This is a genomic window from Janthinobacterium sp. GW823-FHT03B06 (genome assembly GCF_058796955.1).
On record NZ_JBXAJE010000001.1, the window covers coordinates 1,235,924 to 1,259,462 of the forward strand.

Genomic DNA, 23,539 nt, shown 5'->3' on the forward strand with positions numbered 1-23,539 from the left:
GGCGATATAAATGATAATGATTCTCATTATATGGCAGGGACTGGAAGATGTCGCGCAATTTTGCTAAAGTTGTCCTACGCAGGCAACACCACTGATCGCACGCGCCGCGCGCAGGGTGTTGATTTGACCTCCATCCCATTGGACACTCGCCATCGCATGCATGCATCCCCAGTCCCGGGCACCGAAGGATATGCCGACAATGCCGGACAGCTGATCACCCGGTATACCGGCGTGATCGCCGCTGATAAATACAAAGTGGTCAGCCACCTGCTGCCACGCCGGGCAGGCGCCGTGCTCGACATCGGTGCCGGCACAGGCGCCGATTCGGCGTGGCTGGCGAGCCTGGGGCACAAGGTGGTGGCAGTGGAGCCCGTCGCCGCGTTCCGGGAAGCGGGCATGCGGGCGCATGCGTCGCCCGATATCGAGTGGGTGGACGACAGCCTGCCCGCGCTGTCAGTGATGACGGCGCGCGAAACCAGGTTTGACCTGGTTGTACTCGCCGCCGTCTGGATGCATCTTGCAGCGGAAGAAAGAAGCGCGGCGATGGAAAACATCGGCCAGTTGCTCAAGCCTGGCGCGCTGCTCGTCATGTCGCTCAGGCATGGCCCCGCCCCGGAGAACCGGCGCATCTTTGACGTCTCTGCCAGTGAAACGATCGCCCTCGCGGCACGCCACCATCTGAAGGTGGTGCTGAGTGCGCAGGCGCCATCCGTTCAGCAGCAGAACCGCCACGCGGGAGTCAGCTGGTCCTGGCTGGTTTTTCAGCGATGAGAGATGCCGCAGCAGGCTAAGAGCCTATCCCAGTAGATGAATACATCCCCTGCTGGCGCCCCTCAGAAGCGGGGAGTGCGTTGATCGTCGTCGCGTGGCTCGCCACGCGTCCTCCTCACGCCTTGTCCGCACTCCTGATGAACTGCCAGCAGAAGACGCTCCCTGCTGGGATAGGCTCTAAGCCGTCGACATGACCGCATTCAGGGCACGCCGCAATTCCTTCAGCCGGGGCGGCTTGCCCAGCACGCAGTTGACGTGCTCGGGATAATCGCTGTCGGCCGCCAGGCGCTGGCCCCAGCCCGTGAGCATGATGATGGGCGTGGCCGGCGAACAGCGGCGCACGGCGCTGGCCACCTTGCGCCCGTCCACGTGAGGCATGCCCAGGTCCGTGATGACCACGGCAAAATCCTCGTGCCTGTCGCGCGCGGCCAGGAAGCTATCGATGCCGGCCTGGCCCCCATCGGCCGACACCACGTCGTGGCCATCGATTTCCAGGATGTCGCGCAGGGACTTGAGCACCATCGGGTCGTCGTCCACCACGAGGATGCGCAGGCGCGGCGGCACAAGGTAGGCCATGTCGGGCGCTTGCTGCCCCTCGTCCGCGGCGCAGGCGGGGAAAACCAGGCGCACCGCCGTGCCCTGCCCCGGCGCCGTGACGATGTCGATGCTGGCGCCATGGCGCTCCATCATGCCGTACACCATGGCCAGGCCCAGACCCGTGCCACGCTCGCCCTTGGTGGTGAAAAACGGTTCCAGACAGCGGCGGCGCGTATTGTCGTCCATGCCGATGCCCGTGTCGCCCACTTCGATGCGCACCTGCCGCGCCGCCTCGCCCGCTACGTCGGCGCAGCTGGTGCGCACGCTCAGGGTGCCGCCTTCCGGCATGGCGTCGACGGCGTTGAAGACCAGGTTCGTCAGCGCTTCGCGCAGCTCGCCCGCGCTGCCGGACAGCATGGGCAGGCCGTGCGCCAGCTCCGTGTGCAGGGCGATGACGATGCCGCGCTGCTGCGGCATGTCGCTCCAGCGCGCGCGCGTCAGGTCCAGCACCTGCTGCACCACCAGGTTCGCGTCGATGGGCGAGAGCGCCAGTTGCGGTTCGCGCTGGCGGTAGAATTCGCGCATGCGCGCCACGGTGGCGGCCACGTCGTCGATGGCGCGTTCGATCACTTCCAGGCAGTGCCGGCCCTGCGGACTGAGATTGGTTTCCGTCTCCAGCAGCGATTCCGTGTACAGGGCCACGGGGGAAATGGCGTTATTGATATCGTGCGCGATGCCGCTGGCCATCTGCCCCAGCGCGCGCAGGCGCTCCTGCTGCATTACCGACTGCTGCGTCTGGCGCAAATCGTCATACGCGCGCTGCAGCGCGCCGTAGAGCCGCGCCTGGTTGGCGGCCAGCGCCACGTGTTCGCTCAGCTGGCTGAGGAATTCGCACTCGCCGCTGGTAAAGCTGTGCGCGGCGCGGCGCGCCACGATGAGGATGCCGAAGACCGTGTTTTCGGCCGGCAGCGGGGCCATGACGAGGGCGCGCAGCCCCCCTTGCGCCAGGCGCTGCGGAAACGGGAACGCCACGTCGGCGATGTCGGCTTCATACACGAGCTTGCCGCGCACGCAGCTCGACAGGCCATTCTCGTCGATGGGAATGTGCGCGTGTTCGCCCATCATGAACGATAGCGCCAGCGCCTCGCTGCGCACGCCCACGCACATCACCTGCAGCGCGTGTTCGGACGGTTCGTACAGGCAAATGCAGCTGAAATCGATGGGCAGCTGCTCTTCCAGGCTGCGCACCACCACCTGGAAAATGCTGCGCAAATCCTGCCGCTCGCCGATCGAGCGCGTGATCTGCTGCAGCAGGTTCAGGCGCTCAAGCTGTTCATGCACCTTGCGCTCGGCCAGCTGACGTTCCTGTATCTGCGTTTCCAGGGCCGCATTCGCCTGCGCCAGTTCGTCGCGCGAGACGGTGGTGCGGCGCAGCTTTTCCGTCATGCCGTCGAAGGCGCGTGCCAGGTCGCCGATTTCATTCCGGGTATGCACGCCGAGCGCAAAATCGAGCTTGCCTTCGCCGACGATCAGGGTGCCCTGGCGCAGCTTCTCCAGCGGCCCCGTGACGCTGGTCATGGTGAAATAGATCAAACCGGCCACCAGCGCGATGATCATGCCGCCGAACAGTATCACGGCCACGTTGGCCTGCTGCTGGGCGTCCAGCACGCCTTGCCGGCTCAATGCGGACAGCCGCATCGCATCGGCGATCATGCCCTGCACCTTGCCCATGATCTGGCCGGACAGGCGCGACTCCAGCTCGCCCAGCACCTCGCGCCGCTGCGGGTCCTGACCCAGCTCGCGGTGATTGGCGACAAACAGCTCGAACAGGCCGTCCACGCTTGCCAGGTCGCGCCGCAATTCCCGCAGCAGCGCGCGTTCCTCGCCGGCGGCGAAGGCCGGCGTGGCCAGCAAGCCGCTGGACAGCGACTCGCTGCGCAGCTGCCACTGTGCCCGCGTGCGCGCGCCATGGTGCAGCGCATATTCGATCGACAGGTAGCGCAGCGACGTGACGGCTTGCAGGATATCGGCCGCCGCCTTGTTCTTCGCCAGTTCGCGCTGCATCGCCATGCTGGTGGAGAACAGCACGGCGACGATGATGGCCACGAGCAGCACGCAAAACAGTTCTGCCAGCTTGAAGCGCGTGACGATTTTCACGGTGGCCTTCTCAATGGATGACCGTCACGGCCGACGGCGCCACGGCTTCCAGGCCGTCCAGGTAGACGGCATCGAGGAAGTTCGGCATCTCGCCGTTCCCGGCCAGGCGGTTCTTGATGGCCCAGCGCGCCTCGTCTTCCAGCGCCAGCAGCAAGCGCTGGTCGAGCACGATGCCGAACTGATAACCGTGCCAGGCTGCCTGCAGGCGCTGCGCCTCGCTGGCCGACGCCTTGGCAAACAGCGCGCGCGCGGCATCGGGCTCGTCCCGGCAAAAGCGCGCGCCGGCGATCAGTGCGCGCAGCACCTTGCGCATCGTCGCCGGGTGGCTGCGCACATAGCCGCCCGTGCCGGCCACGTTGAACAGGCCCGCATACACGTCTTCGCCATAGAAGATGGCCGCATTGCCGGCAATGGCGTGCGTCATGCCCGTCAGGAACGGTTCCCAGCCTGCCGCCGCATCGACCTCGCCCCGCGCCAGCGCCCCGGCCAGCTGGTCCGGCGTGTAATTGCGCACGCTGACTTCGGCGGGCAGCAGCTTCTGGCGGTTCAAAAAGGCCTCGAGCGTGAACTGGCCGGATGTGCCCAACGTGACGCCGATGCGCTTGCCCTTCAGGCTCGCGGGCGTGGACACGCCGCGGTCCAGGCGCCCCACGATGCCGTGGTCGCGCTCGGCCTCGAAGATGCTGGCGATGATGACGACGGACTGGTTCTGCAGGCTGGCCAGCACCACGGGAATATCCGACACCGTGCTCAGGTCGGCCTTGCCCTGCAGCACGGCTTCCAGCGAGGCCTTGCCCGACGAATACGGCTGCAGCAGCGCGTCGATGCCTTCGCGCGCGAAATAGCCGTGCGCGCGCGCGGCCAGCACGGGGCAGCTGCCCACATACTCCGCATTCACGGCCAGGCGCAGCACTTCCACGGGGCCGGGCGGCGGCGCGGGACGGGCAGCGAGCCGCCAGACGGCCACGGCGGCCAGCGCCAGCAGCGGCAGTGCGGCCGCCAGCCAGACCGCCCGCCGCGCCGGTGCCGGGCCGTTCATGCGCTGCACTGCGCCGTGGCCGATTCCAGCGCGCTGTTGACGGCCTCGGAAAACGCCGCCACGTCGATCGGCTTGGTCAGATAGCGGAAAAAGCCCGCCGCCAGCCCCTGGCGGATATCGCCGGGTCCGGCCACGGCCGTCAGCGCGATGACGGGAATGTGCGCGGTGCGGGCATCGGCACGCAGCAGCTGCATGACTTGCGTGCCGCTGATGTCGGGCAAGTCGCAATCCATCAGTATTAGCTGCGGCAGGTGGCGGCGCGCCATGTCCAGGCCCGTCTGCCCGTCGCCGGCAGACAGCAGGTCGAGATCGGGGCGAAAATGCACCAAGCCCGCCACCAGGGTCACGTTCAGGGGATTGTCTTCCACATACAGCAGCGTCTTGCGCTCCGGCAGGGGCATCGTTTCAGCGGGCCGGGCAATGGCGGACAGGCGCGGGCTTTCCTGCAGCGGGTAGCGCGCGGGGCAACTGTCGATATCGAGCCAGAAAGTGCTGCCGCGCCCGGGCGTGCTGGTCACGCCTATGGTCGCCTGCATGGCTTCGGCCAGGCGCTTGCTGACCACCAGTCCCAGGCCCGTGCCCTCCTCGTCGCGCCCATCGCGTCCCAGGCGGTTGAAGGGCTGGAACAGCACCTCTAGCTGCGCGGCGCTCAGCCCGCCGCCCGTGTCGCGCACGGACAGGCGCAGCTGCCGTGCATCGACGGGCTGGCAATCGACGTGGATCTCGCCCTGATCGCGGTTGTACTTGACGGCGTTCGACAGCAGGTTGAGCAGCACCTGCTTGAGGCGCGTGCGGTCGGCCAGCACGTGCACGCTGCCCGCTTCGACGAACGTCAAGGTGATGCCGCGCTTGCGCGCCAGCGGCTCCATCATTTGCCAGCATTCGTGGTAAATGCCGGCCAGGCCCACGGACTCCATCGACAGCGCCATATTGCCCGACTCGATTTTGGCGATGTCGAGGATATCGTTGATCAAGGTCAGCAAATGCCGGCCGGCGCCGAAGATGTGCGAGGCAAAGGTTTTCTTTTCCTGCGCCGTCGAGGGGATGGAGTCGGACGTGAGCATCTGCGAAAAGCCGAGGATGGCGTTGAGCGGCGTGCGCAGCTCGTGGCTCATGCTGGCCAGGAAATTGGTCTTTTCCTCGTTCGCCCGCTCGGCCACTTCGCGCGCCAGCCGCAAATCCCGGTTCATGGCGTCGAGTTCGGCCGTGTGCTGGCGCAGCAGCAGTTCCAGGCGCGCATTGGCGATGCGCAGCTGGCGCGTCTCCAGCGCCCGCGCCAGTATCAGCAGGATGCCCGACACCTTGAACGGCTTGACGACGTAATCGAGCGCGCCCGCCTTCATCGCTTGCACGGCCGAGGCGATCGTGCCTTCGCCCGTCATGATGATGCAGGCCAGGTCCGGATCGATCTTGCGCGCCGCTTCCACCACGGCGATGCCGTTCATGCCCGGCATCATCAGGTCGACCAGCAGCAGGTCGAACGATTCGACGGCCAGCAGGGCCAGCGCCGCCTCGCCCGAAGCGAGCCCCGTCGTGTCGTACGCCTGGCCGCGCAAGGTGTCGCACAGGGCGCGCACGTGCGCCAGCTCGTCATCGACGATCAGTATCCGGGGCGGCATTGATGATCTGTTCATGCATTCTCCTGGCGGCATGGCCTTGCGGAGAGGGAACTTGCCCCGCAGCATGCGTTCCGAGCATAGCATCTGGAAATTACCAAAAATACACGCTTTGTCACGCGCGCGCCGGCGCCGGGCAGATGTCAGCTCATGACGGGCAGTCCGCGCAGCAACTTGTCGAGGGTCAGCGGATAGTCGCGCACGCGCACGCCCGTCGCGTTGTAGACGGCGTTGGCGACGGCCGCCGCCACGCCGCAGATGCCCAGCTCGCCCACGCCCTTGGCTTTCATGGGCGAGGACATGGGGTCCGTTTCATCGAGGAAGATCACGTCCTGGTGCGGGATGTCGGCGTGCACGGGCACTTCGTAGCCGGCCAGGTCGTGGTTGACGAAGAAGCCGCGGCGCCGGTCGACCACCAGTTCCTCCATCAGGGCCGCGCCCACGCCCATGGTCATGGCGCCGATCACCTGGCTGCGCGCCGATTTCGGGTTCAGGATGCGGCCGGCCGCGCACACGGCCAGCATGCGGCGCACGCGTACTTCGCCCGTGTCGCTGTCCACGCCCACTTCGACGAAATGCGCGCCGAACGTCGATTGCTGGAATTTTTTATCGAGCTCGCCGTATTCCATATGGTCTTCCGCGACGACGTCGCCATGGGCGGCGGCGGCGGCGAGCGGCACGCTGCGTTCGCCCTGGCTGACTTGCCCATCGGAAAAGCGCGCCTCCTTTTCATCAAAGCCCAGCTTGCCGGCGATGGCCTGACGCAGGCGCACGCAGGCAGCGTACACGCCGGCCGTCGAGCTGTTGCCGCCCCACTGCCCGCCCGAACCGGCCGAGACGGGAAAATCCGAGTCGCCCAGACGCACGACGACCCGGTTCAAGGTCACGCCCAGCATTTCCGCCGCCGTCTGCGCGATGATCGTATAGCTGCCCGTGCCGATATCCGTCATGTCCGTTTCCACGGTCACGATGCCGTTGCCATCGAGACGCACCCTGGCGGCGGACTGCATGACGAGGTTGTTGCGGAAAGCGGCCGCCACGCCCATGCCCACGAGCCAGCGGCCGTCGCGCCGCATGCCCGGCTGCGCTGCTCTCTCTTTCCAGCCGAATTCCACGGCGCCCGTGCGCAGGCAGTCGATCAGGCGGCGCTGGGAAAACGGCCGGCCCGGTTTTTCCGGGTCCACCTTGGTGTCGTTCAGGATGCGCACGACGATGGGGTCCATGTTCAATTTCTCCGCCAGCTCGTCCATGGCGATTTCCAGCGCCATCAGCCCCGGCGCCTCGCCCGGCGCGCGCATGGCGTTGCCTTCTGGCAAGTCGAGCACGGCCAGGCGCATGGCCGTCATGCGGTTGGCCCCCGCGTACAGCAGGCGCGTCTGCATCACGGCCGTTTCCGGCTGACCGCCCTTCAGGTCGCCGGACCACGATTCATGGCCGATGGCCGTGATCTTGCCGTCGCGCGTGGCGCCGATGCGCAGGCGCTGGATGGTGGCGGGCCGGTGCGTCGTGTTGTTGATCATCATGGGCCGCGTCAGGGCGACCTTGACGGGACGCTGCGCCGCCCGGGCCCCCAGGGCCGCCAGCAGCGCTTCGGCGCGCACGAACAGCTTGCCGCCGAAGCCGCCGCCGATATACGGCGAGACGATGCGCAGCTTGTCTTTCGGCATTCCCAGGGTGCGGGCCAGATCGCCCCGGCCCCAGTCCACCATCTGGTTCGCCGTCCAGACTGTCAATTTATCCCCCTCCCAGGCGGCAATCGAGGCGTGCGGCTCCATCATGGCGTGCGACTGGTCAGGCGTCGTATAGGTCGCGTCCAGCCGCACTGGCGCATTCGCAAAGGCGCCGGCGAAGTTGCCCGTCTTGCTGTCGGGCTTGCCGTCCTTCGGCTTGGCCGCCGTGCCCTTTGCTTTGGCCAAATCGAAGGCGCCCGGCTGCTCGATATACTTGACATCGAGCAACTGCGCGGCCGAACGCGCTTGCTCGAACGTTTCCGCCACCACCAGCGCGATGGCCTGGTGGTAATGCTCGATCTCCGGCCCGCCCAGCAAGGTGGCTGTGTTCATCTTGCCTTTGCCCAGCTTGCCCGCCGATTCCGCCGTCACCACGGCCAGCACGCCGGGCGCGCGGCGCGCGGCGCTGGTGTCGATCGAAGCGATGCGCCCCTTGGCAATCGCCGCGCCGACGACGTGGCCGTAGGCGGCATGCGGCGCGGCCTTGTTCTGTTCATACGCGTACGGCGCCATGCCCGTGGTTTTCAGGGGGCCGTCGATGCGGTTCGTGGGGCGCCCCACGACCTTCAGCTGGTCGATGGGATTGGTGGTCGCAGGTGTCGTGAATTTCATCGCTCTAGCCTTTCTTCGCTGGTGCTTGCGCCAGGACGGACGCCACGGTGCGCTGCGCCAGGGTCAGCTTGAAGCCGTTATCGGCCGTCGGCCTGGCGCCGGCCAGCAGGCGTTCGCTCACGGCGGCCGCGCCAGCGGGCATGGCCTGCTCGGCGGCGGCAATTCTCCACGGCTGCGGCGCGACGCCGCCCAGGGCCAGCCTGCCCGTGCCATCGGGCAAGATGATCGCCGCGACGGACACCAGCGCGAACGCGTACGAGGCGCGGTCGCGCACCTTGCGGTAGACGTGCGTGCCGCCGATAGGCCGGGGCAAGGTCACGCTGGTGATCAATTCGCCCGGCTGCAGCACCGTTTCTAGCTGCGGCGTACTGCCCGGCAAGCGGTAAAAGTCGGCGATGGGGATGCTGCGCGTGCTGCCGTCGGCCCGCACCGTGTCGATGCCGGCGTCGAGCACGCGCATGGCGACGGCCATGTCGCTCGGGTGCGTGGCGATGCACGCCTCGCTGCCGCCCAGAATCGCCAGCGGCCGGCTGAAGCCGGCTATGGCCGAGCAGCCGCTGCCCGGCACGCGCTTGTTGCAGGCCTGGTTCGTGTCATAGAAATACGGGCAGCGCGTGCGCTGCAGCAGGTTGCCGGCCGTCGTCGCCTTGTTGCGCAATTGCGCCGAGGCGCCGGCCAGCAAGGCGCGCGACAGCACGGCATAGTCGCGCCGCACGGTGGCGTGCGCGGCCAGGGCCGTGTTGCGCACGAGGGCGCCGATGCGCAAGCCGCCGTCCTTCGTCGTCTCCACCTTGTCCAGCGCGAGGCCATTGACGTCGATCAAATGCGCGGGCGTCTCGATTTCCAGTTTCATCAGATCGAGCAGATTCGTGCCTCCCGCGATGAAGCGGGCGCCCGGCGTAGTCAAGGCGGCGGCCGCCGCTTCGGCCGGCGTGGCGGGCTTTTGATAGCTGAACACTCTCATGCGGGCCTCCCCGCCACCTCGGTGATGGCTTCGATGATGTTGGAATAGGCGCCACAGCGGCACAGGTTGCCGCTCATGCGTTCGCGCAATTCTTCGGGCGTCACCGAGGGGGCCGCGTTCAGGTCCGCGCTGACGTGGCTGGGGATGCCCTGGCGGATCTCGCCCAGCGCGGCGACGGCCGAACAGATCTGCCCCGGGGTGCAGTAGCCGCATTGATAACCGTCATGCGCGATGAAGGCGGCCTGCATCGGATGCAGTTTCTCCGGCGTGCCCAGCCCCTCGATGGTGGTGACCTTGGCGCCGTCATGCATCACGGCCAGGGTCAGACAGGCATTGATGCGCTGGCCGTCGAGCATGACGGTGCAGGCGCCGCACTGGCCATGGTCGCAGCCCTTTTTGGTTCCCGTCAGTTGCAAATGTTCGCGCAAGGCGTCGAGCAAGGTGGTGCGCGTGTCGAGTTCCAGGCTGTGGCGCCGGCCGTTGACGTTCAGGCCGACCTTCATCAGGACGGGCGGCGCCTGTCCGGATTGGGCCGCGCCATGGGCCGCTTCGGCCGCCCCCGTCACGCCGGGCACGGCCACCGCCGTGGCCGACAGCGCACCGGCGATCAGCAAGCCGCGCCTGCCGGCATTGATGTGATTACAATCTGTCATCTTGCGCTTCCTCCTGGCTGTGGACTGGCTGGGTGGGCGCATGCAGGCCCGAAGCAGCAGTCTGGCCGCCGGATGCCTAAGCGTCTGTACGCGAACGAACGTTCAGCCTCAAGCTGCGCCGGGTCGTGCCGACGCCGCCCTGCGCCGCGTAGCCCGTGTGGCGGGCGCAATGGTCGAGCGCCTGGCGCAAGGCCGTATCGACGTTGCGCAGCGACATGTCGTGCCGCTCGGCCACTTCCTGGCGGGTCAGCTCATCCACGCGCAGCGCTTCGAGCACCTGCCGGTGGCGCCGCGGCAGCAAGTCGACGGCTTGCGCCAGCCGCCGCACGTCGGCATGCAGCTCGGCCAGGCGCTCCGGTCCCGCCGCCTTATCGGCGAGGAAATCGACGAGGCCGGCGACGCCATCCTCCTCGTCCGCATACAGCCAGGCGCGATTGCGCCGCAGACTGTCCATGGCCGCGTTACACGCCACGCGAAACACATAGGCGACGGGGCTGTGCGCCAGCGCCGCACCGTCCCCGGCCGTCAGCGCGCCCAGGCGCAGCCAGGCGTCGTGCAGGCTGTCGCTGGCCAGCTCGGCGCAGCCCAGGTGGCGCGCCAGGCGCCGGTGCAGGGCCGCGTAATTGCCTTCCAGCACCGCCTGCAGCCTTGCGCCCTGCCCCGGCGCCGGCGTTGACACGGGCGCCATATCATTGGCCGCCTGCATGCGGGGCCGGATGGCGGGCCGGTACCAGGCCATGCCTGCCTGCCGCATGGCACCTGTCATGCGCAAGGGCAAGGCGCCAGCCATGCCGGCCATCATGGCGACAACCTGCTGCGCTCTTGCGCCGTCAGCTGGCGCGTGGCCGATTCCGGCAGCGTGCCCAGACCCAGCACGCGCACGGCGCTGCGCGGGTTGTAGTCGGCCGCCTCGGTGCGTGCGCCGTCCTGCGGCGCCGCTTGCGCGCTGTCGGGCGGTGCGTCGTTGCCAAAGCCCAGCACGCGCACCGTGAACACGGACGGCTGCGCGGCACGGGTGGCGGCGCGCTCGCGCTGCACCACCTCCTGGGCGGCGGCCGTGGCCTGCGTGGCGGCCGCGCTGGCGTTGGTCATGGCGGCCACGTTGACGGACGCCACCGTCGGCATGCCCTTCGCTTCGCCCTTGACCTGGATGTTCGCCGCGTTCACTACCGTCAGCGCGGCAAGGTTGACGCTGCCCGAGACGCGGATGCCCGCCTCGCCCGCGTCGATGGTGCCCAGCGGCGCCAGCAAGTCCACGTCGCCGGCCGGCACTTCCGCGATCGGCGCCAGGGTGGCGATGCCGGCGCCCGTGCTCGGCACGTCGGACGACAGGGTCACGTTGCCCCAGTTGTCATACACGCGCTTGGGCGGCGTGTAGACGATGGTCGACTTCGAGCCGCGCCCCGCGTTGATGTCGCCCTCCGACGACCAGCCGAGGATATCGCCGCCAAACGTCGTCATGACGCGGCTTTGGCCCAGCAGGATGCTGCCGTGCGAGAACAGCTCGATATTGCCGCCGCCCTTGGTGATGACGCCCGAGGTCGACGGCGGCGCCTCGCCTTCGATGCCGAACACCTGCTTGCCGCCAGGCGTCAACAGCTGGATGTCGCCGCCGAAGTTGGTGTGCACGTAGCCGCTGCGGGGGAAATAGTCCCAGCGCTGCTCGCCGTCGTTCCGCTTGGCGTAAAGCCCGCGGTACATGACGATGTCGCCCGCATAATCGATGGCCTTGCCGCTGGCGTCCTTGGCCGGCGCCAGGGCCGCGATGGCATTGCGGCTGCGCAGGAAACTGCCGTAGCGGGCGCTGTCCGCATCGTTGAATTCGCGCCCGCCCGCCTTCAGTTCCGCGAAATACACGTCGCGGGCAAAGACGCGCTGCTGCGGCTCGGGCAAGGCCAGATAAAAGGCCTGCGCCTCGGCGGCCGTGCCCTTGAAGCCGTAGCGTTCATTCAGCCAGGTCGTCAATTCGGTCGCGTACGACTTCACCACCTTGCCGGCCTGCTCGGCCAGCGGCACGCCCGCCTGCGCCACGTTGGCCGGGTCAAGATACGGCTTGACGAAGCGCAGATAGTCGAGGCCGGCCGCGCCCACGCCCGCCTGCATGGCGATGCCGGCGCCCGGGCGTTTATCTCCGGCGACGACGGGACCGAGGCTGACGACGCTGCCCTTGTCCTGCATCAATATGTTGCGTCCCGCGCTGATATCGAGCGTGCCGGGGCCGGCCACGTTGAAGGAGCTGTTCAGGATATCGCGCCCGGCCGAGACCACCGAGACGTCAAACGCATTGTTATGCACGAACAGGTTGCTGTAATTCCTGAATATCATGCCGCTCGTGTTCTCGCTACCGTCTATACCCTCAAGCAATGCCGTGCCGCTGCTGACGATATCGCGGCCCGCCTTCATCCACACCGGTTGCGCCCCCTCATACCAGGTGGTGCCCGCATGCCTGGCGTCGTAGAACGCGACCATGCGGCCGCTATTGACGCCGATCAAATCGCCCTTCACGGCATAGATGCGGGCCGCTTGCGTGCCGCTGTTGGCGGGCCCGGCGGCGGAATCGGGGCCGAAGGCGAACAGCGGGAAGTTCGAGCGCGTCGCCGGCGCGCCCGTGCTGGAAATGTTGCCCGTCACGGGATTAGCATCGGCCGCATTCGCGCTCCAGCCCACGAAGGCTGGCTTGAACGGCGTCGCCATGCTGTCCGCGCCGGCGCCGGACTGGCTGACGGCATAGCCGCCCGCATAGATGGAATCGCCAGCCAGCCACTCCAGCTGGGCATTCGGCGATGGCGCCAGCACCAGCGGCTCGGCATAGCTGTTGGCGCTATTCCAGCTGGCGGTTGCCTTGCCGTAGTACAAACTGCCATTCGGCGCCGCGACGCGCACGATGGACGGGTAAACGATGGCCAGGTCGGTGGCCGTGCCGACCGGTGCCGTCAACGGCGTCATATTGCCGCCGGCGGAGAACAGGTCGAGCGCCGTGCGCGGCGTCCACAGGCTGAACCAGCTGTAGCCGACGCCCGCCTCGCCCGCGGCGCTGGTGAACGGGGATGCGCTGAGCAAAGGCACGCGGCCGGGGTCGGCCACGTCCTGCAACACCTGGTCGCCCAGGGTCGCCACCGTGAAGGTGGCGTCGCCCGGCACCAGGGTCATGCCGCCCTTCGGCGCGGCGCGCGTCGCGGTGAAGGCATCGTAGGCGCGCGTTTCCAGCGGCACGTGCTGGGTAGGCTGCGAGCCGTATTCCAGCGCCACGCTGCCCAGTTGCGTGGCCGACGTGGCCGCGTGGCCGCGCACATCGACCAGCGCGCCATTCATGTGGTTGAGGCCTGCCGTGCCGGCCGGATTGAGGGCGCCGCCAACGCGCAGATCGAGGTCGCCGCCGCCCGTCAGCAGCAGGCTGCCATCGGCCTGCACGCGGCCCGTGCCGCCCACGGCCAACAGCAGGCCCTGCGAACGGGTATTGATATTGTTGTCAAAACTGCTGCCGGACAGCAGCGCCTGCACGCCCGCGTCGCCGGCCACGTCGGCGCGCACGTTGCCGCCGCCCAGGGTACCGAAGCCCGTAAAGCCCAGCAGCTTGTCGGCGCCCTTGTTGCCGCTGGCATCGCCCACATAGCTGCCGAAGTTGATCCACCACGCCGCCGGCTGCGCCTGGCCACCCGTGGCGACCGCGCCGCTGCCCTGGCGCCACAGCCAGTTGCCGACGGCCGCGCTGTCGTGGCCGCTGTCCGAACCGACGGGACGCAGATTGATCGCGCTGCTGCCCGTCATCAGCGAGCCCGTCAGGTTGCCCGCCACGTTCAGCAGCAGGTTGCCGCCCTGGTCCGGGTACCAGGCGCGGTACACGCTGTCGGCGCCGCCGTCGACCAGGTGTTCGTGCGCACCGTCAGGATTGCTCAGCACCTTGCCGTCGGCATTGCGGCCGCGCGCCTGGTTGTACGGATCGCCGGCCGATGTCGCCACGGACGACATGCCTGCCGTGTACACGCCATACAGGCTATCCATGCGCAGGTCGCCGCCGCTGACCAGGTCCAGGTCGCCCGTGCCCGTGCGCAGCACGCTGTGGCGCAGGCTCGAGGCCTTGTAGTCGAACGTGGCGTTGGCCGTGCCGCACCAGGTGGGCTTTTCCTCGCAAACCGTCGGCCACTTGAGCGCCACGGGGTCGAGCAGGTCGCCCGCCTTCACGTTGTCATCCGCAAACTCTTCCGCGCCGGCCTTGGTCCACACGTAGGCCACCTTCAGCACGCACAGGGACGGGTCGCTGGCGCAGAGCTCCGCCACAGTCTGGCCGAACTGGCTGGTGAATTCCTCGGTGATGACTTCGCCCGCCACGATGCCTTCGACGCCCAGTTCCGCAGCCGCTTCGCTCCAGTACTGCACGCCTTTCGGCGGCACGAGGATGCCATACATGCCGTAATGGCTGTCGGCCAGGCGCAGGGTGCCGTGGCTTGGGTGCGCCTGTACGCTGCGCGTGTCAGCCGCATCGAGGTCGGCACCGGCCACCAGGCGCATGCCCCAGGCTTGCGAGCCTTCGGCCAGCATGGGCGCGATCGCCCACAGCTTGCCCTGGCTGCCCGCCACTTCCGGGCGCAGCTGAATCGACTTCACATCGGGCATCAGCTTGACGTCGGTGCCGGACGGGATCAATGCGCCCACGGCCAGCGCCAGGTTGCCATCAAGTACGAAAACGCTGCGTTCGCCAGCCACGCCCGGCAGCGGCACGCCCTTGGGCCAGCTCATGGCGCGCACCTTGACCGCTTGCGCCAGCACGCTGCCCGCATCGAGGCGCATGCCGGGCGTAAACACTTGTTGCGTCGTCAGCAAGGTGCCGGCCGCGTGGACGATATTGCCGTCGCTGTCGCGCACGGCGGCGGCCAGCACGGTGCCGGCCCGCACCGTCATGGCCTGGTCCAGCACGACGGCCACGGGCAGGCGCGTATTGGCCTGCAGATTGAAACCCTTGACGGGCACGTCGTAATTGAGCGCGATCCCGCCCGGGAACAAGGTGCCGTCGGCCAGGGTCACGCCCTGGCCCGGGACGATGACGTCGCTGCCATTGATGTCGCGCCCCGGCAGCAGGACCCAGCCGCCGTCATCCTTGGTGGCGGGCGGCGGCGCGAAGCCGTCGTTGATGCTGCCGTAGATACTCAAGTCGCCGCCGGCGCGCAGCAGCAGGCTGCCCACCTCACCCGACCCGCGCACATTTGTTGCCTGAAAGCGCGGATTGAGGCTGGCGTAGCGCATGCCCGACAGATCCAGGTCGCCCTGCACCACCAGGTCGCCGTCCGCCGTCTTGCTGACGATATCGACGCCGGGACGCAGATGCAGCGCATCGGCATACGCGGCCGTGGCCAGGCCCGCCAGCTTGATATTGCGCAAGTTCGTGTTGGCCAGCGCCGCGTCAATGAAGGCGGTGCTGTCCGCATGCTTGCTGTCGAGATATGCCTGGTTGATCACCTGGTAGGGGCGGCCGCTGGCCGACAGGTCCGCGGCGTAGGCCGCATCGTCGTAGCGCTGCATGGCGTTGACGGCGATCGATTTCGCGCCGCGCACGGTAAAACCGCCGCCGGTGGCGATGGCGATATCACCAAAGGTGGCCGCGTCCGCATCCGTGCGGGAACCGCCGCTGCCCAGGCGCGGCGCGCTCAGTTCCACCGTGCCGCGCGCGGCGCCGTCGTATTCGCCCTTGCCCTTGCCGGCCACGGCTGCCGTGGCATGGCGCACGTCGATCTGCGCGCCGCCGGCCAGGCTCAATACGCCTTCGCCCGCGTTCAGTTCGACCATGGCCCGGTTCGGGCTGTCGATGATCTTGCCGTAGCTGTCGACGCGCAACAGCGTGCCATGCGCGTCGAGCACGGCGTTGCCGGCCAGGGTGAGACCATGCTTGCCGGCCAGGCGGATGCTGCCCACGCGCTCGCCGCTGGCGTCGATCGTGCCGGCCACCGTCAGGCGGCCGTTGTCGAGCGATACCTGCACTTCGCCCGCCTTCAGCTCATTGGCTATCGTCAGGTCGCCCTGCTTCAGCTGGAAGCTGCGCGCACCCGTCACGCCGCCTTCGTTCAGGCGCGTGTTCAGCAACGCGAACCGGCTGTCCGGCGCGCCGCCCGCGCCCAGCGTTTGCGCGCGCACGTCCACGCTGCCCTTCTTGTACGGGACCATGGTGCCGCCCGCGTCGTAGCTGCCGCTGGCGCCGCCCAGTATCTTGCCCTGCAAATCCACCATGCCGGCCGCGCCATCGAGGGCCACGGCCTTCAGGCTGCCGGCGCGGTTGTTCTCGGCCGACAGGTCGATCACGCTGCCCGCGCCCTGGCCGATATCGCCGGCGCGGCTGTCCAGGATCACGTCGCCGCCCCAGCTGTATTTGTCCACGTCGAAGAAGGTGCTCTTGCGGCCCGCCATGTCGATGCGCGCGCCGTCGGCCACGGCGATGTCGTACTGCGCGTTGATGGTCAGCTTGCCGCTCGGCAGCACCACGGCCGTCGCCACGCTCACGCTGTCGCCATTCAGCGCCAGCTGCGCGCCCAGCGCAGCGTTATTCTTGACGGGAGCCGCTGGCGCCGTACCGGCCGGCGCCGCCACCTTCAGCGCGCCGCCCGACGTGTAGCTGTGCGCGGAACCCGCCTCGCCCGTCAGCAGCGGCGTGCTGATATTGAGGTTGCCGCCGCTGTACTGGAAACCCTTGCCCGTTTCATATGCGCCCTGCGCCTGGTAGACGGACAGGCTGCCCTTGTGGTTGGCCGTCACCTGGCCCGACGCCTTCAGGTTGACGTTGGCAAAACCCAGCGCCAGCCGGTCGAACGAGGCGACGCCGGCCGGCTGCGTGAACGGGCCGAAGCCGAAATCGATGCGTTCCGCTTCCAGGTTCAGGGTGCCGCTGCCCGTGCCGGCGCCATGCGTGATGACATTGCCGGCCGGCGACAGGGCGCCGCCCCAGATCAGGTTGGCGGTGCGGATGGTCGCCACGGTGTCGGCGCCGCCCTGGCCATACATGGCCGGCGTGGTCAGCACCAGGCGGTCCAAGGTGGATTTGCCCGTGCCCTTGTCGTAGGTGTCGAGCACCACGTCGCCATAGAAATTGACGCTGTCGGCCGCGTTCAGCATCAGCGCCTGCAGGGCTGGCGCGCCGGTGCTGGTGTCGCCGCGCAGCAGGCGGTCCAGCACGCCCTGGTTCATGGCCAGGCCGCTCGAGCGCGTGCCGTTGGCCTGGGCCGCCGCCAGCGCCTCGCTGCTGCCCATGTTGATGGCGCCCACGGCCAGGCTCAGGTTGCGCGTGCCGTAGCGGGCCGTGTCGTCCAGTGCGAAACTGCCGTTCGTCGACAACAGCAAGGTGCCTTCCGAGTACAGGCTCGCTGTTCCTTTGTCGGTGCAGATGTCGCCGCACACGCCGATGCGGATGCCGCCGCGCGCCGTGCCGCTGACGGGCGCCACGTTGAGCAAGCCGTTCGAGGCGGCCAGCATGTGCACGTCCGCGCGCCTTTTTTGGTAGATAAAGCCGTCGTTGGCGTCGTACGCGGCCTTGCCGCGCCCCACAGTGCTGATGCCGGCGCCGGGCGCGATATCGATCAAGCCGTCGCCCAGCAGATAATTACTCGGGTCTTGGGCAACGAGGAACACTTCCGGCGCCGACAGGATGGCGCCCGCGCGCAGGTAGATGGCGCGCGCCGTGTTGAAACCGAAGTTCACGTAGTTGCCGCCCTGGCCATATTCCACAGACGGTGCATTGCCCACCACAATACGGGCCGCGCCGATATTGTTCAGGCTTGAGGCACGCACGCTGAGCTGCCCGGCGACGCTGGCGGCCGGCGCACCGTCGGCGAGGATTTCAATGTCGCCGTCGGTGACATTGCTCGACGCCAGCACCACGGTGCCGCCGTAGCCGCCCTCGGCCGTGGAGAATTTGCCCGTGCCCTTGAACTGGAACGTGTCCGGGCCGCCGCCTTGCGCCAGGGTCAGCTTGAGCGTTTTCGCGTCGGCAGGCAGCAGTGCGCGGGGAATGCCGCGCGTTTTCGCATCGGCCAACGCGAACGCCGCATAGCCGGTTTCGTTGTATTGCGAATACGTGCGCAAGACCTTGGCCGGCGTGAGTATCAGCTGGCTGGCCAGCGGCGCGCGGATGTCCGTGCCGGCGATCGACAGGGTGCCGGGCGCGGCCCAGGAACCGTTGCGCAGCGGCTGCGCCAGCGAGCCGGCGCTGCCTTGCCCCGCCAGGCCGTTCAGTTCCACGCGGAAGGCGCCCGGCAGCAAGGCATAGGTCGACGGCATCAGGGTGTAGGTGCCGGCGGGCAGACCCGGCACGCCGCTGCCTATCGTCACCTGCCGGCCGATGGCTGCATCGGAGGCGCCCTTGTCGCCGCCCGATGGCGCCTGCGGCGCTTGCGCGCCCGGCACGATGGCGTACACGGGGTTGGTTGCCAGACCCGGCAGGATGAAGCCGCCATTCGCGCCTACCTGCACCAGCGGATGCGTGCGCGCGTCGGTGGAGCCGCCGCGCCCGGAAATGAAACCTGCACCCGTCAGTTCGCCGCCGCCCGACAGGTCGAGCAGCGCGCCCGGCCGCACGTCCACGGCCACGCCGGCGATGTCCACGCCGATGCGCAGGCCGCCCTGCACATTGATGCCGCCCACGCCCATCAGGGTGACCGGCTTGCCGTTGACGTTCCAGGTCTGGCCATCGACGGTGCCGCCATACGGCATGACCAGGCCGGCACCGCTGACGGAGGTGATACTACCTGGCAACAAGTTAACGGTCAGGCTCCTGTCGTTCTCATAGCCGGCCGCGCCGATGGCCAGGCGCCCCAGCGGCGCGCGCACGACGCCGCCCTGCTCGATGTGCGCGGCGGCCAGTTCCAGCGAGCCGAAAGCGGAATACGGCATGAGCGGCACGTCAGCCGTGCTGCGGGCGATGTTCAGGCTGTGGGCCGGATCGTAGCCAATCTTGCCGTTGACGATACCATAGCCGGCCCGCACGGCGGCGCCGGCGCCCGTTTCCGGGTACAGCTGGGCCGCGCTGAGGGTCATGTCGCCCGGCGTGGACAGCACCGTCGTCGGCTGGTTGCCGTCCCAGCCCAGCGGCGACAGCAGAAAGCGCACGTCGCCGCGGCTCGTCAGGCGCACGTCGTCCGCCCGAATGTCGACCAGGCCGCGCACGTCGATCAGGTCGCCAGCTATGCTGACCTGGCCGGCCATCGGCGCCTGACCCGCCGTACCCGGCGTGACATAGAAATCGCGTCCCGCCGGCTTGACGCTGGCCAGGCGCACGTACGGTGCCGCGATGCCAACCTTCGCGCCGGGCTTGCTGCCTGGCGCCAGCACGGGCGCGCCATACAACTGGAAGCTTTGCTGCAGCGTCAGCGACACGTCGCCATCGAAGGAGGCGGCGCCCAGCAGGGCCAGGTTGCCGAAGCCGCCCGCCTCCACTTGCTCGACCGAGTAACGGCCATGGCCGTACTGGAGCGCCTGCTGGCCGTCCTGCGCACCGATGCCTGCGACCAGGTCGCTGGCAAGCTGGCGCTGCGAGAGGATCAGCTGGCGCCCCTGCAGCACCTTGTCCGTCGCCAGCGTTTTCAGGTAGACCGGGGTGCCCGTGGCCACGTACAGGCTGCCGCCCGCCGCGCCCGCACCGCCCGCCTTGGCCAGCAGCTGGCCATCGAGATACAAGCCGTTGTTCGACGCCAGCGCGATGCTGCCGCCCGCGCTGGCCACGTCGACAGCCGCGCCATTGACGTCCAGCACCGCATGCGCGCCGGACGCGTCGAGCACGGCGCCGTCGCGCACGACGACGAACAGGCTGGCCGCCGACGTGCTGCCCTGCGCATGGTCGATTTCGCCGCCGACGACGATGCTGCCGCCGTCCGCCACCTTGCCGTAGCGCCGGCCCTGCGCATCGGTGGCCGTGACGGCGCGCGACGCGACGTCGAGCACGGCATTGTCGCCGATCCAGATGGAACGGCCATGGCCGGCCGCTTCCACCGCTTCGGACACGTTCACGTCCACGCCCACGCCGCCCAGGCTGATCTTGCCGCCCCACGCGTTCAGGCGCCCGTCCACCGTCAGCTGGCCCACGCTGGCCAGCTTGATGGACTGGCCCGCATCGACGCTCACCACGGCGCCCTTGCCTATCAGCAATTCAGCGCTGGCCATGTCGGCCGCGCCGGACAGGATATCGCCCACCTGCAGGGCCAGGCTGGCGCCCTTGCGCTGGGTCAAGGTGCCCTTGACCGGGTTTTCCGTGACCTGTTCCGGCGTCCACAGGGCCAGTTTTTCATTGTCCACTACGCGCAGCACGGGCATGCGCACGTCCACCTGCGTGCCGTCCGCGACCGTCAAGCCCTGCTTGCCGACCAGGCTGTAGCTGGAAAAACCCTGCTCAAAAAAGTCGCCGCCCAGTTGCAGGGTGCCGGCCTCGGGTTTTTCAGTTTTGCCGATCAAAATCTTGTTTGCCTGTAATTCCAGCTTGCCGCCGCCGGCAACGCCATGGCCGCGCACTTGCGCGCCTTCGCCCAGCACCAGGTCCGATGTCGTTCCGTAGCTGGCCAGGCTCACGTTGCCGCCCTTGCCACCCTGCTGTTTCGCCTGCGACAGGATGGCCGCGCCCGAGCCGGCGTCGATCAGGCTGCCGCTGCCGACGCGCACGTCGCCATTCGCCCGCAGCGACACATTGCCGCCGTTGATATACGGCAGGCCGGCGGCGGCCAGCGGGTCGCGCAGCACGTTGCTGAGCAGACCGCTGGTATCGAGGCTAACGCCATCGGCCAGCACCAGCTTGCCCGCTGGCCCGCCCGGGTTGACGACCGTATCGACCATGCCCAGCGCGCCGAGCTGGTTCAGCACATTGCCGGCCATGATGCTGCCGCCATGGCTGCGCAGGCTGGCGTTGATGGCCACGTCCTTGCCGAACAGGGTGATGTTGCCGCCGTCGGCCACCTGCAGCGCGCTGTCGACCGTGATCGCGCCTTTCGCGGCGAGGCGGATGGCGCCCAGATGTTGGTCATTGAGCAAGTTGGTATCGAGCAGCAGCTTGCCCTGGCGCTCTGAAGCCAGCACGCCTGTCACGTCGAGGCCGGCGGCGATGCCGTCCTGCACGCGCGTCAGGCGCACCTCGTCCATGACGGCCGACAATGCGTGCTGCAGCACGCCCGTGCGCTTGTCGAACATCGGCTGGTACTGGCCGACGATCAGCTGCCCCCGCTGCGCGGCGGCCAGCTGCGACTGCTGGTAGCCGTCGAGCAGGGCATGCGGCGCCTGGGTCTGGCGCTCGCCCTGGAAGACCTCGCCCGCGATGCCCCCTTCCAGCACGGCCGAACCGGTGGCGACCACCAGCTTGCCCGCGTCGCGGCCCACCGTGTAGCCGTTTTCCAGGCGCTGTTGCGCGGCGATCAATGGATTGGCGTAGAACGCGCTGGCATCCTTGCCCCAGCGCGCATGTTCTTCCTCATAACCCTTGTATACGCCCGCGTACGGCAAGTCGGCCGGCGCGCCGCCCGCCTCATGCAACTTGCCGTCCAGGCCTTTGAGCCAGGTCTGGCGCACCGCGCCCGTCTGCACGTCCAGGGTGCCGCCCGACAGGTTGATGGCGGAGCCAAGCTGCGTGACGACATCCTTGCCGCCGAAGCTGACGGTGCCGCCCTGCGCCATCCACTCGCTGACGGAATGGCCCTGCGTGCCCAGGTAGCCGGCCACTTCCAGCAAGCCGCCGGCCGTGTACCAGCGGTCGCTGTCGTAGCCGTTCGTGCCTTTCGGTACGAACACCAGCTTGCGGCGGTCGACCCAGATACTGCTGTTGAGCAAGGCCTTGCCGTCGCGGTTGACGGGCGCGTCGCGCTGCTCGTTGCCCTGCACGTTGATCTCGACATTGTTCGCCTCCATGGCCACCTTGACGCCCACGGCGCCGGAGACGTCGAGCTGGGCGCCGTCGCGCAGCAGGCTGCGGCTGGCGGCGTTGACGGCGATCTGGCCGCCCGTGGCCAGGGTCAGCGAGTCGCCGAGGAATTCCACCGTGCCGGCGCTGCCGATCTCGATGCGCGACTGGTCGCGGCGGTCGCTGACGGCAACGATGTTTTCCGTGGACGTCGCGGCCGGGCCGCGCATGGCGTCGCGCTGGCTGTCGAGCGCCGTCGTCTTGCCGTCGTCCTCGATGACGATGGCCGTGGTGGCGCCCCGTCCCACGGTGACGGCCGCGTCGCTGCCCAGCGCGTTCAGGTGCACGGTGCCGCGCGTGGCGGCCGTGGTGGAGGCGAGCACGACGCCTTCCTGGCGCACGTCGCGCCCCGCCAGAGTAACGTCGCCTTCGCGCGCTTGGATCAGGCCCGTGTTGACGACCTTGCCCGCCGTGCTGCCGGCCGCGAACTGCGGCGTGACTTCGCTGCCGCGCGTGCTCGACAGCGGATTGCCATCCGTGCCCACGCCTTTTTTAATGGTAAAACTGTCGCCGGCGGCCAGCAGGGCCTGGCCCTTGGGCGTGGCGATCTCGCCCGCCTGGTGCACTTCCTTGCCCAGCAGCATCACGTAACCGCCGCCTTCCGTGCTGCCCTTGGGCGCATTGCTGGCCAGGCGCGCGCCCGCCTGTACCTGTACCTTGCCGGCCGCGTCAGTAAATGTCGTGGCGCCGGCCGTGCCGGCGCTGTAGATGCCGTTTTTCTGGAATTGCGTATCGCTGATGCGGGCCGCGGCCGCCACCAGGCTGCGCGTGTCGACCTGGCTCGTGCCGGTAAACACGATGCCGTTGCGGTTGACGAGCAGCACCGTGCCGTCGGCCTTGATCTGCCCCTGGATCTGGCTGGGGCGCGCTTGCGGATCGTTGACCCGGTTCAGCACGGCCCAGTCCTTTTGCTGCTGGAAGGTCAGGGTCGTATCCTTGCCCACATTAAATGTTTCCCAGTTCAGGATGGCCTTGTCCGCCGTCTGCTGCACCACCACGGCCGTCTTGCCGTTCGCCACCGTCTGCACGGGCGCCTGGGCATGGAGCCAGCCGGCCGTCAGGCTGTTGGTGTCGACCTGCAAGCCGCCCTGCGCCAGGCCGTTCGGCGCGCTGGCGCCGCCGGCGGCACTCTGGCGCGCCTGCGCCTGAGCCGCTTGCTGCGCGGCGATGGCGCGCGCGGCCAGGTTCAGGTTGTTGAGCGAGCGTTGCAACTGCTGATTGGCCTGCTGTTGCTGGCCCTCGGGCCGGCTGCCCAACGGCAGCGGCTGGCCATTCGGCAATCGGCCCGAGGTGGCAGCCGTATTCTGCGCCGCCCCCTTGGCCGCGAACCAGCCGCCGCTGAACGCCTGCTGCGCCCGCGCCGGCGTGCTGAAGGCGCCCGCCATCAGCATGGTGGTCAGTGCGTAAGCAAGCGGCGTGAGCCGCAGGCGGCTGCCCAGCGTGGAAGTACGCTGCGCGCCCGTGTCAACGGTTGGGACTGGGCGCTGGGCAGTGTGAAGCTTGGTCATGGCAATGGTTTCCTGGCTAGTGGGATGGGAACGGAGCC

The 23,539-nt window shown here is 68.3% G+C and carries 9 protein-coding genes; 1 reads left to right on the forward strand and 8 read right to left on the reverse strand.

The window, feature by feature from the left end; genetic code table 11:
* Nucleotides 1–156: 156 nt before the first annotated feature.
* Nucleotides 157–771, forward strand: coding sequence for a class I SAM-dependent methyltransferase (locus tag AC1RBA_RS05570; protein ID WP_409026486.1), 615 nt, complete (start codon nucleotides 157–159; stop codon nucleotides 769–771).
* Nucleotides 772–948: 177 nt separating this feature from the next.
* Here the strand turns inward: AC1RBA_RS05570 and AC1RBA_RS05575 are convergent, their stop codons facing one another.
* The 8 genes from AC1RBA_RS05575 to AC1RBA_RS05610 all read right to left on the reverse strand — a co-directional run bounded on the left by AC1RBA_RS05575 (nucleotide 949) and on the right by AC1RBA_RS05610 (nucleotide 23,501).
* On the reverse strand, nucleotides 949–3,465 hold the full coding sequence (locus AC1RBA_RS05575) for an ATP-binding protein (RefSeq protein ID WP_492417079.1): 2,517 nt from the start codon (nucleotides 3,463–3,465) through the stop codon (nucleotides 949–951).
* A gap of 10 nt (nucleotides 3,466–3,475) precedes the next feature.
* Nucleotides 3,476–4,504, reverse strand: coding sequence for an ABC transporter substrate-binding protein (locus tag AC1RBA_RS05580; protein ID WP_492417081.1), 1,029 nt, complete (start codon nucleotides 4,502–4,504; stop codon nucleotides 3,476–3,478).
* Nucleotides 4,501–6,138: a response regulator gene (locus AC1RBA_RS05585; RefSeq protein ID WP_492417082.1), complete on the reverse strand. Its 1,638-nt coding sequence runs from the start codon at nucleotides 6,136–6,138 to the stop codon at nucleotides 4,501–4,503. Before AC1RBA_RS05585 ends, AC1RBA_RS05580 begins: the two co-directional genes overlap by 4 nt.
* Nucleotides 6,139–6,263: 125 nt before the next feature.
* Nucleotides 6,264–8,462 carry an aldehyde oxidoreductase molybdenum-binding subunit PaoC gene (gene paoC, locus AC1RBA_RS05590; protein WP_492417084.1) on the reverse strand — a complete coding sequence of 733 codons (2,199 nt, stop codon included), beginning with the start codon at nucleotides 8,460–8,462 and terminating at the stop codon, nucleotides 6,264–6,266.
* 4 nt (nucleotides 8,463–8,466) lie between these two features.
* Entirely contained in the window at nucleotides 8,467–9,426 is a 960-nt protein-coding gene (locus AC1RBA_RS05595; RefSeq protein ID WP_492417086.1) for an FAD binding domain-containing protein, read from the reverse strand.
* Nucleotides 9,423–10,079, reverse strand: coding sequence for an aldehyde dehydrogenase iron-sulfur subunit PaoA (gene paoA, locus AC1RBA_RS05600; protein ID WP_492417088.1), 657 nt, complete (start codon nucleotides 10,077–10,079; stop codon nucleotides 9,423–9,425). Before paoA ends, AC1RBA_RS05595 begins: the two co-directional genes overlap by 4 nt.
* Before the next feature lie 76 nt (nucleotides 10,080–10,155).
* Nucleotides 10,156–10,881, reverse strand: coding sequence for an RNA polymerase sigma factor (locus AC1RBA_RS05605; RefSeq protein ID WP_492417090.1), 726 nt, complete (start codon nucleotides 10,879–10,881; stop codon nucleotides 10,156–10,158).
* Nucleotides 10,878–23,501: a filamentous hemagglutinin family protein gene (locus AC1RBA_RS05610; RefSeq protein WP_492417092.1), complete on the reverse strand. Its 12,624-nt coding sequence runs from the start codon at nucleotides 23,499–23,501 to the stop codon at nucleotides 10,878–10,880. Before AC1RBA_RS05610 ends, AC1RBA_RS05605 begins: the two co-directional genes overlap by 4 nt.
* Between the last annotated feature and the right edge of the window lie 38 nt (nucleotides 23,502–23,539).

Coding starts and splice junctions, on each gene's coding strand:
- AC1RBA_RS05585 (WP_492417082.1), bottom strand. CDS start 6,138: ATGAACAGATCATCAATGCCGCCCCGGATACTGATCGTCGATGACGAG.
- paoC (WP_492417084.1), bottom strand. CDS start 8,462: ATGAAATTCACGACACCTGCGACCACCAATCCCATCGACCAGCTGAAG.
- AC1RBA_RS05605 (WP_492417090.1), bottom strand. CDS start 10,881: ATGATGGCCGGCATGGCTGGCGCCTTGCCCTTGCGCATGACAGGTGCC.
- paoA (WP_492417088.1), bottom strand. CDS start 10,079: ATGACAGATTGTAATCACATCAATGCCGGCAGGCGCGGCTTGCTGATC.
- AC1RBA_RS05570 (WP_409026486.1), top strand. CDS start 157: ATGCATGCATCCCCAGTCCCGGGCACCGAAGGATATGCCGACAATGCC.
- AC1RBA_RS05610 (WP_492417092.1), bottom strand. CDS start 23,501: ATGACCAAGCTTCACACTGCCCAGCGCCCAGTCCCAACCGTTGACACG.
- AC1RBA_RS05580 (WP_492417081.1), bottom strand. CDS start 4,504: ATGAACGGCCCGGCACCGGCGCGGCGGGCGGTCTGGCTGGCGGCCGCA.
- AC1RBA_RS05595 (WP_492417086.1), bottom strand. CDS start 9,426: ATGAGAGTGTTCAGCTATCAAAAGCCCGCCACGCCGGCCGAAGCGGCG.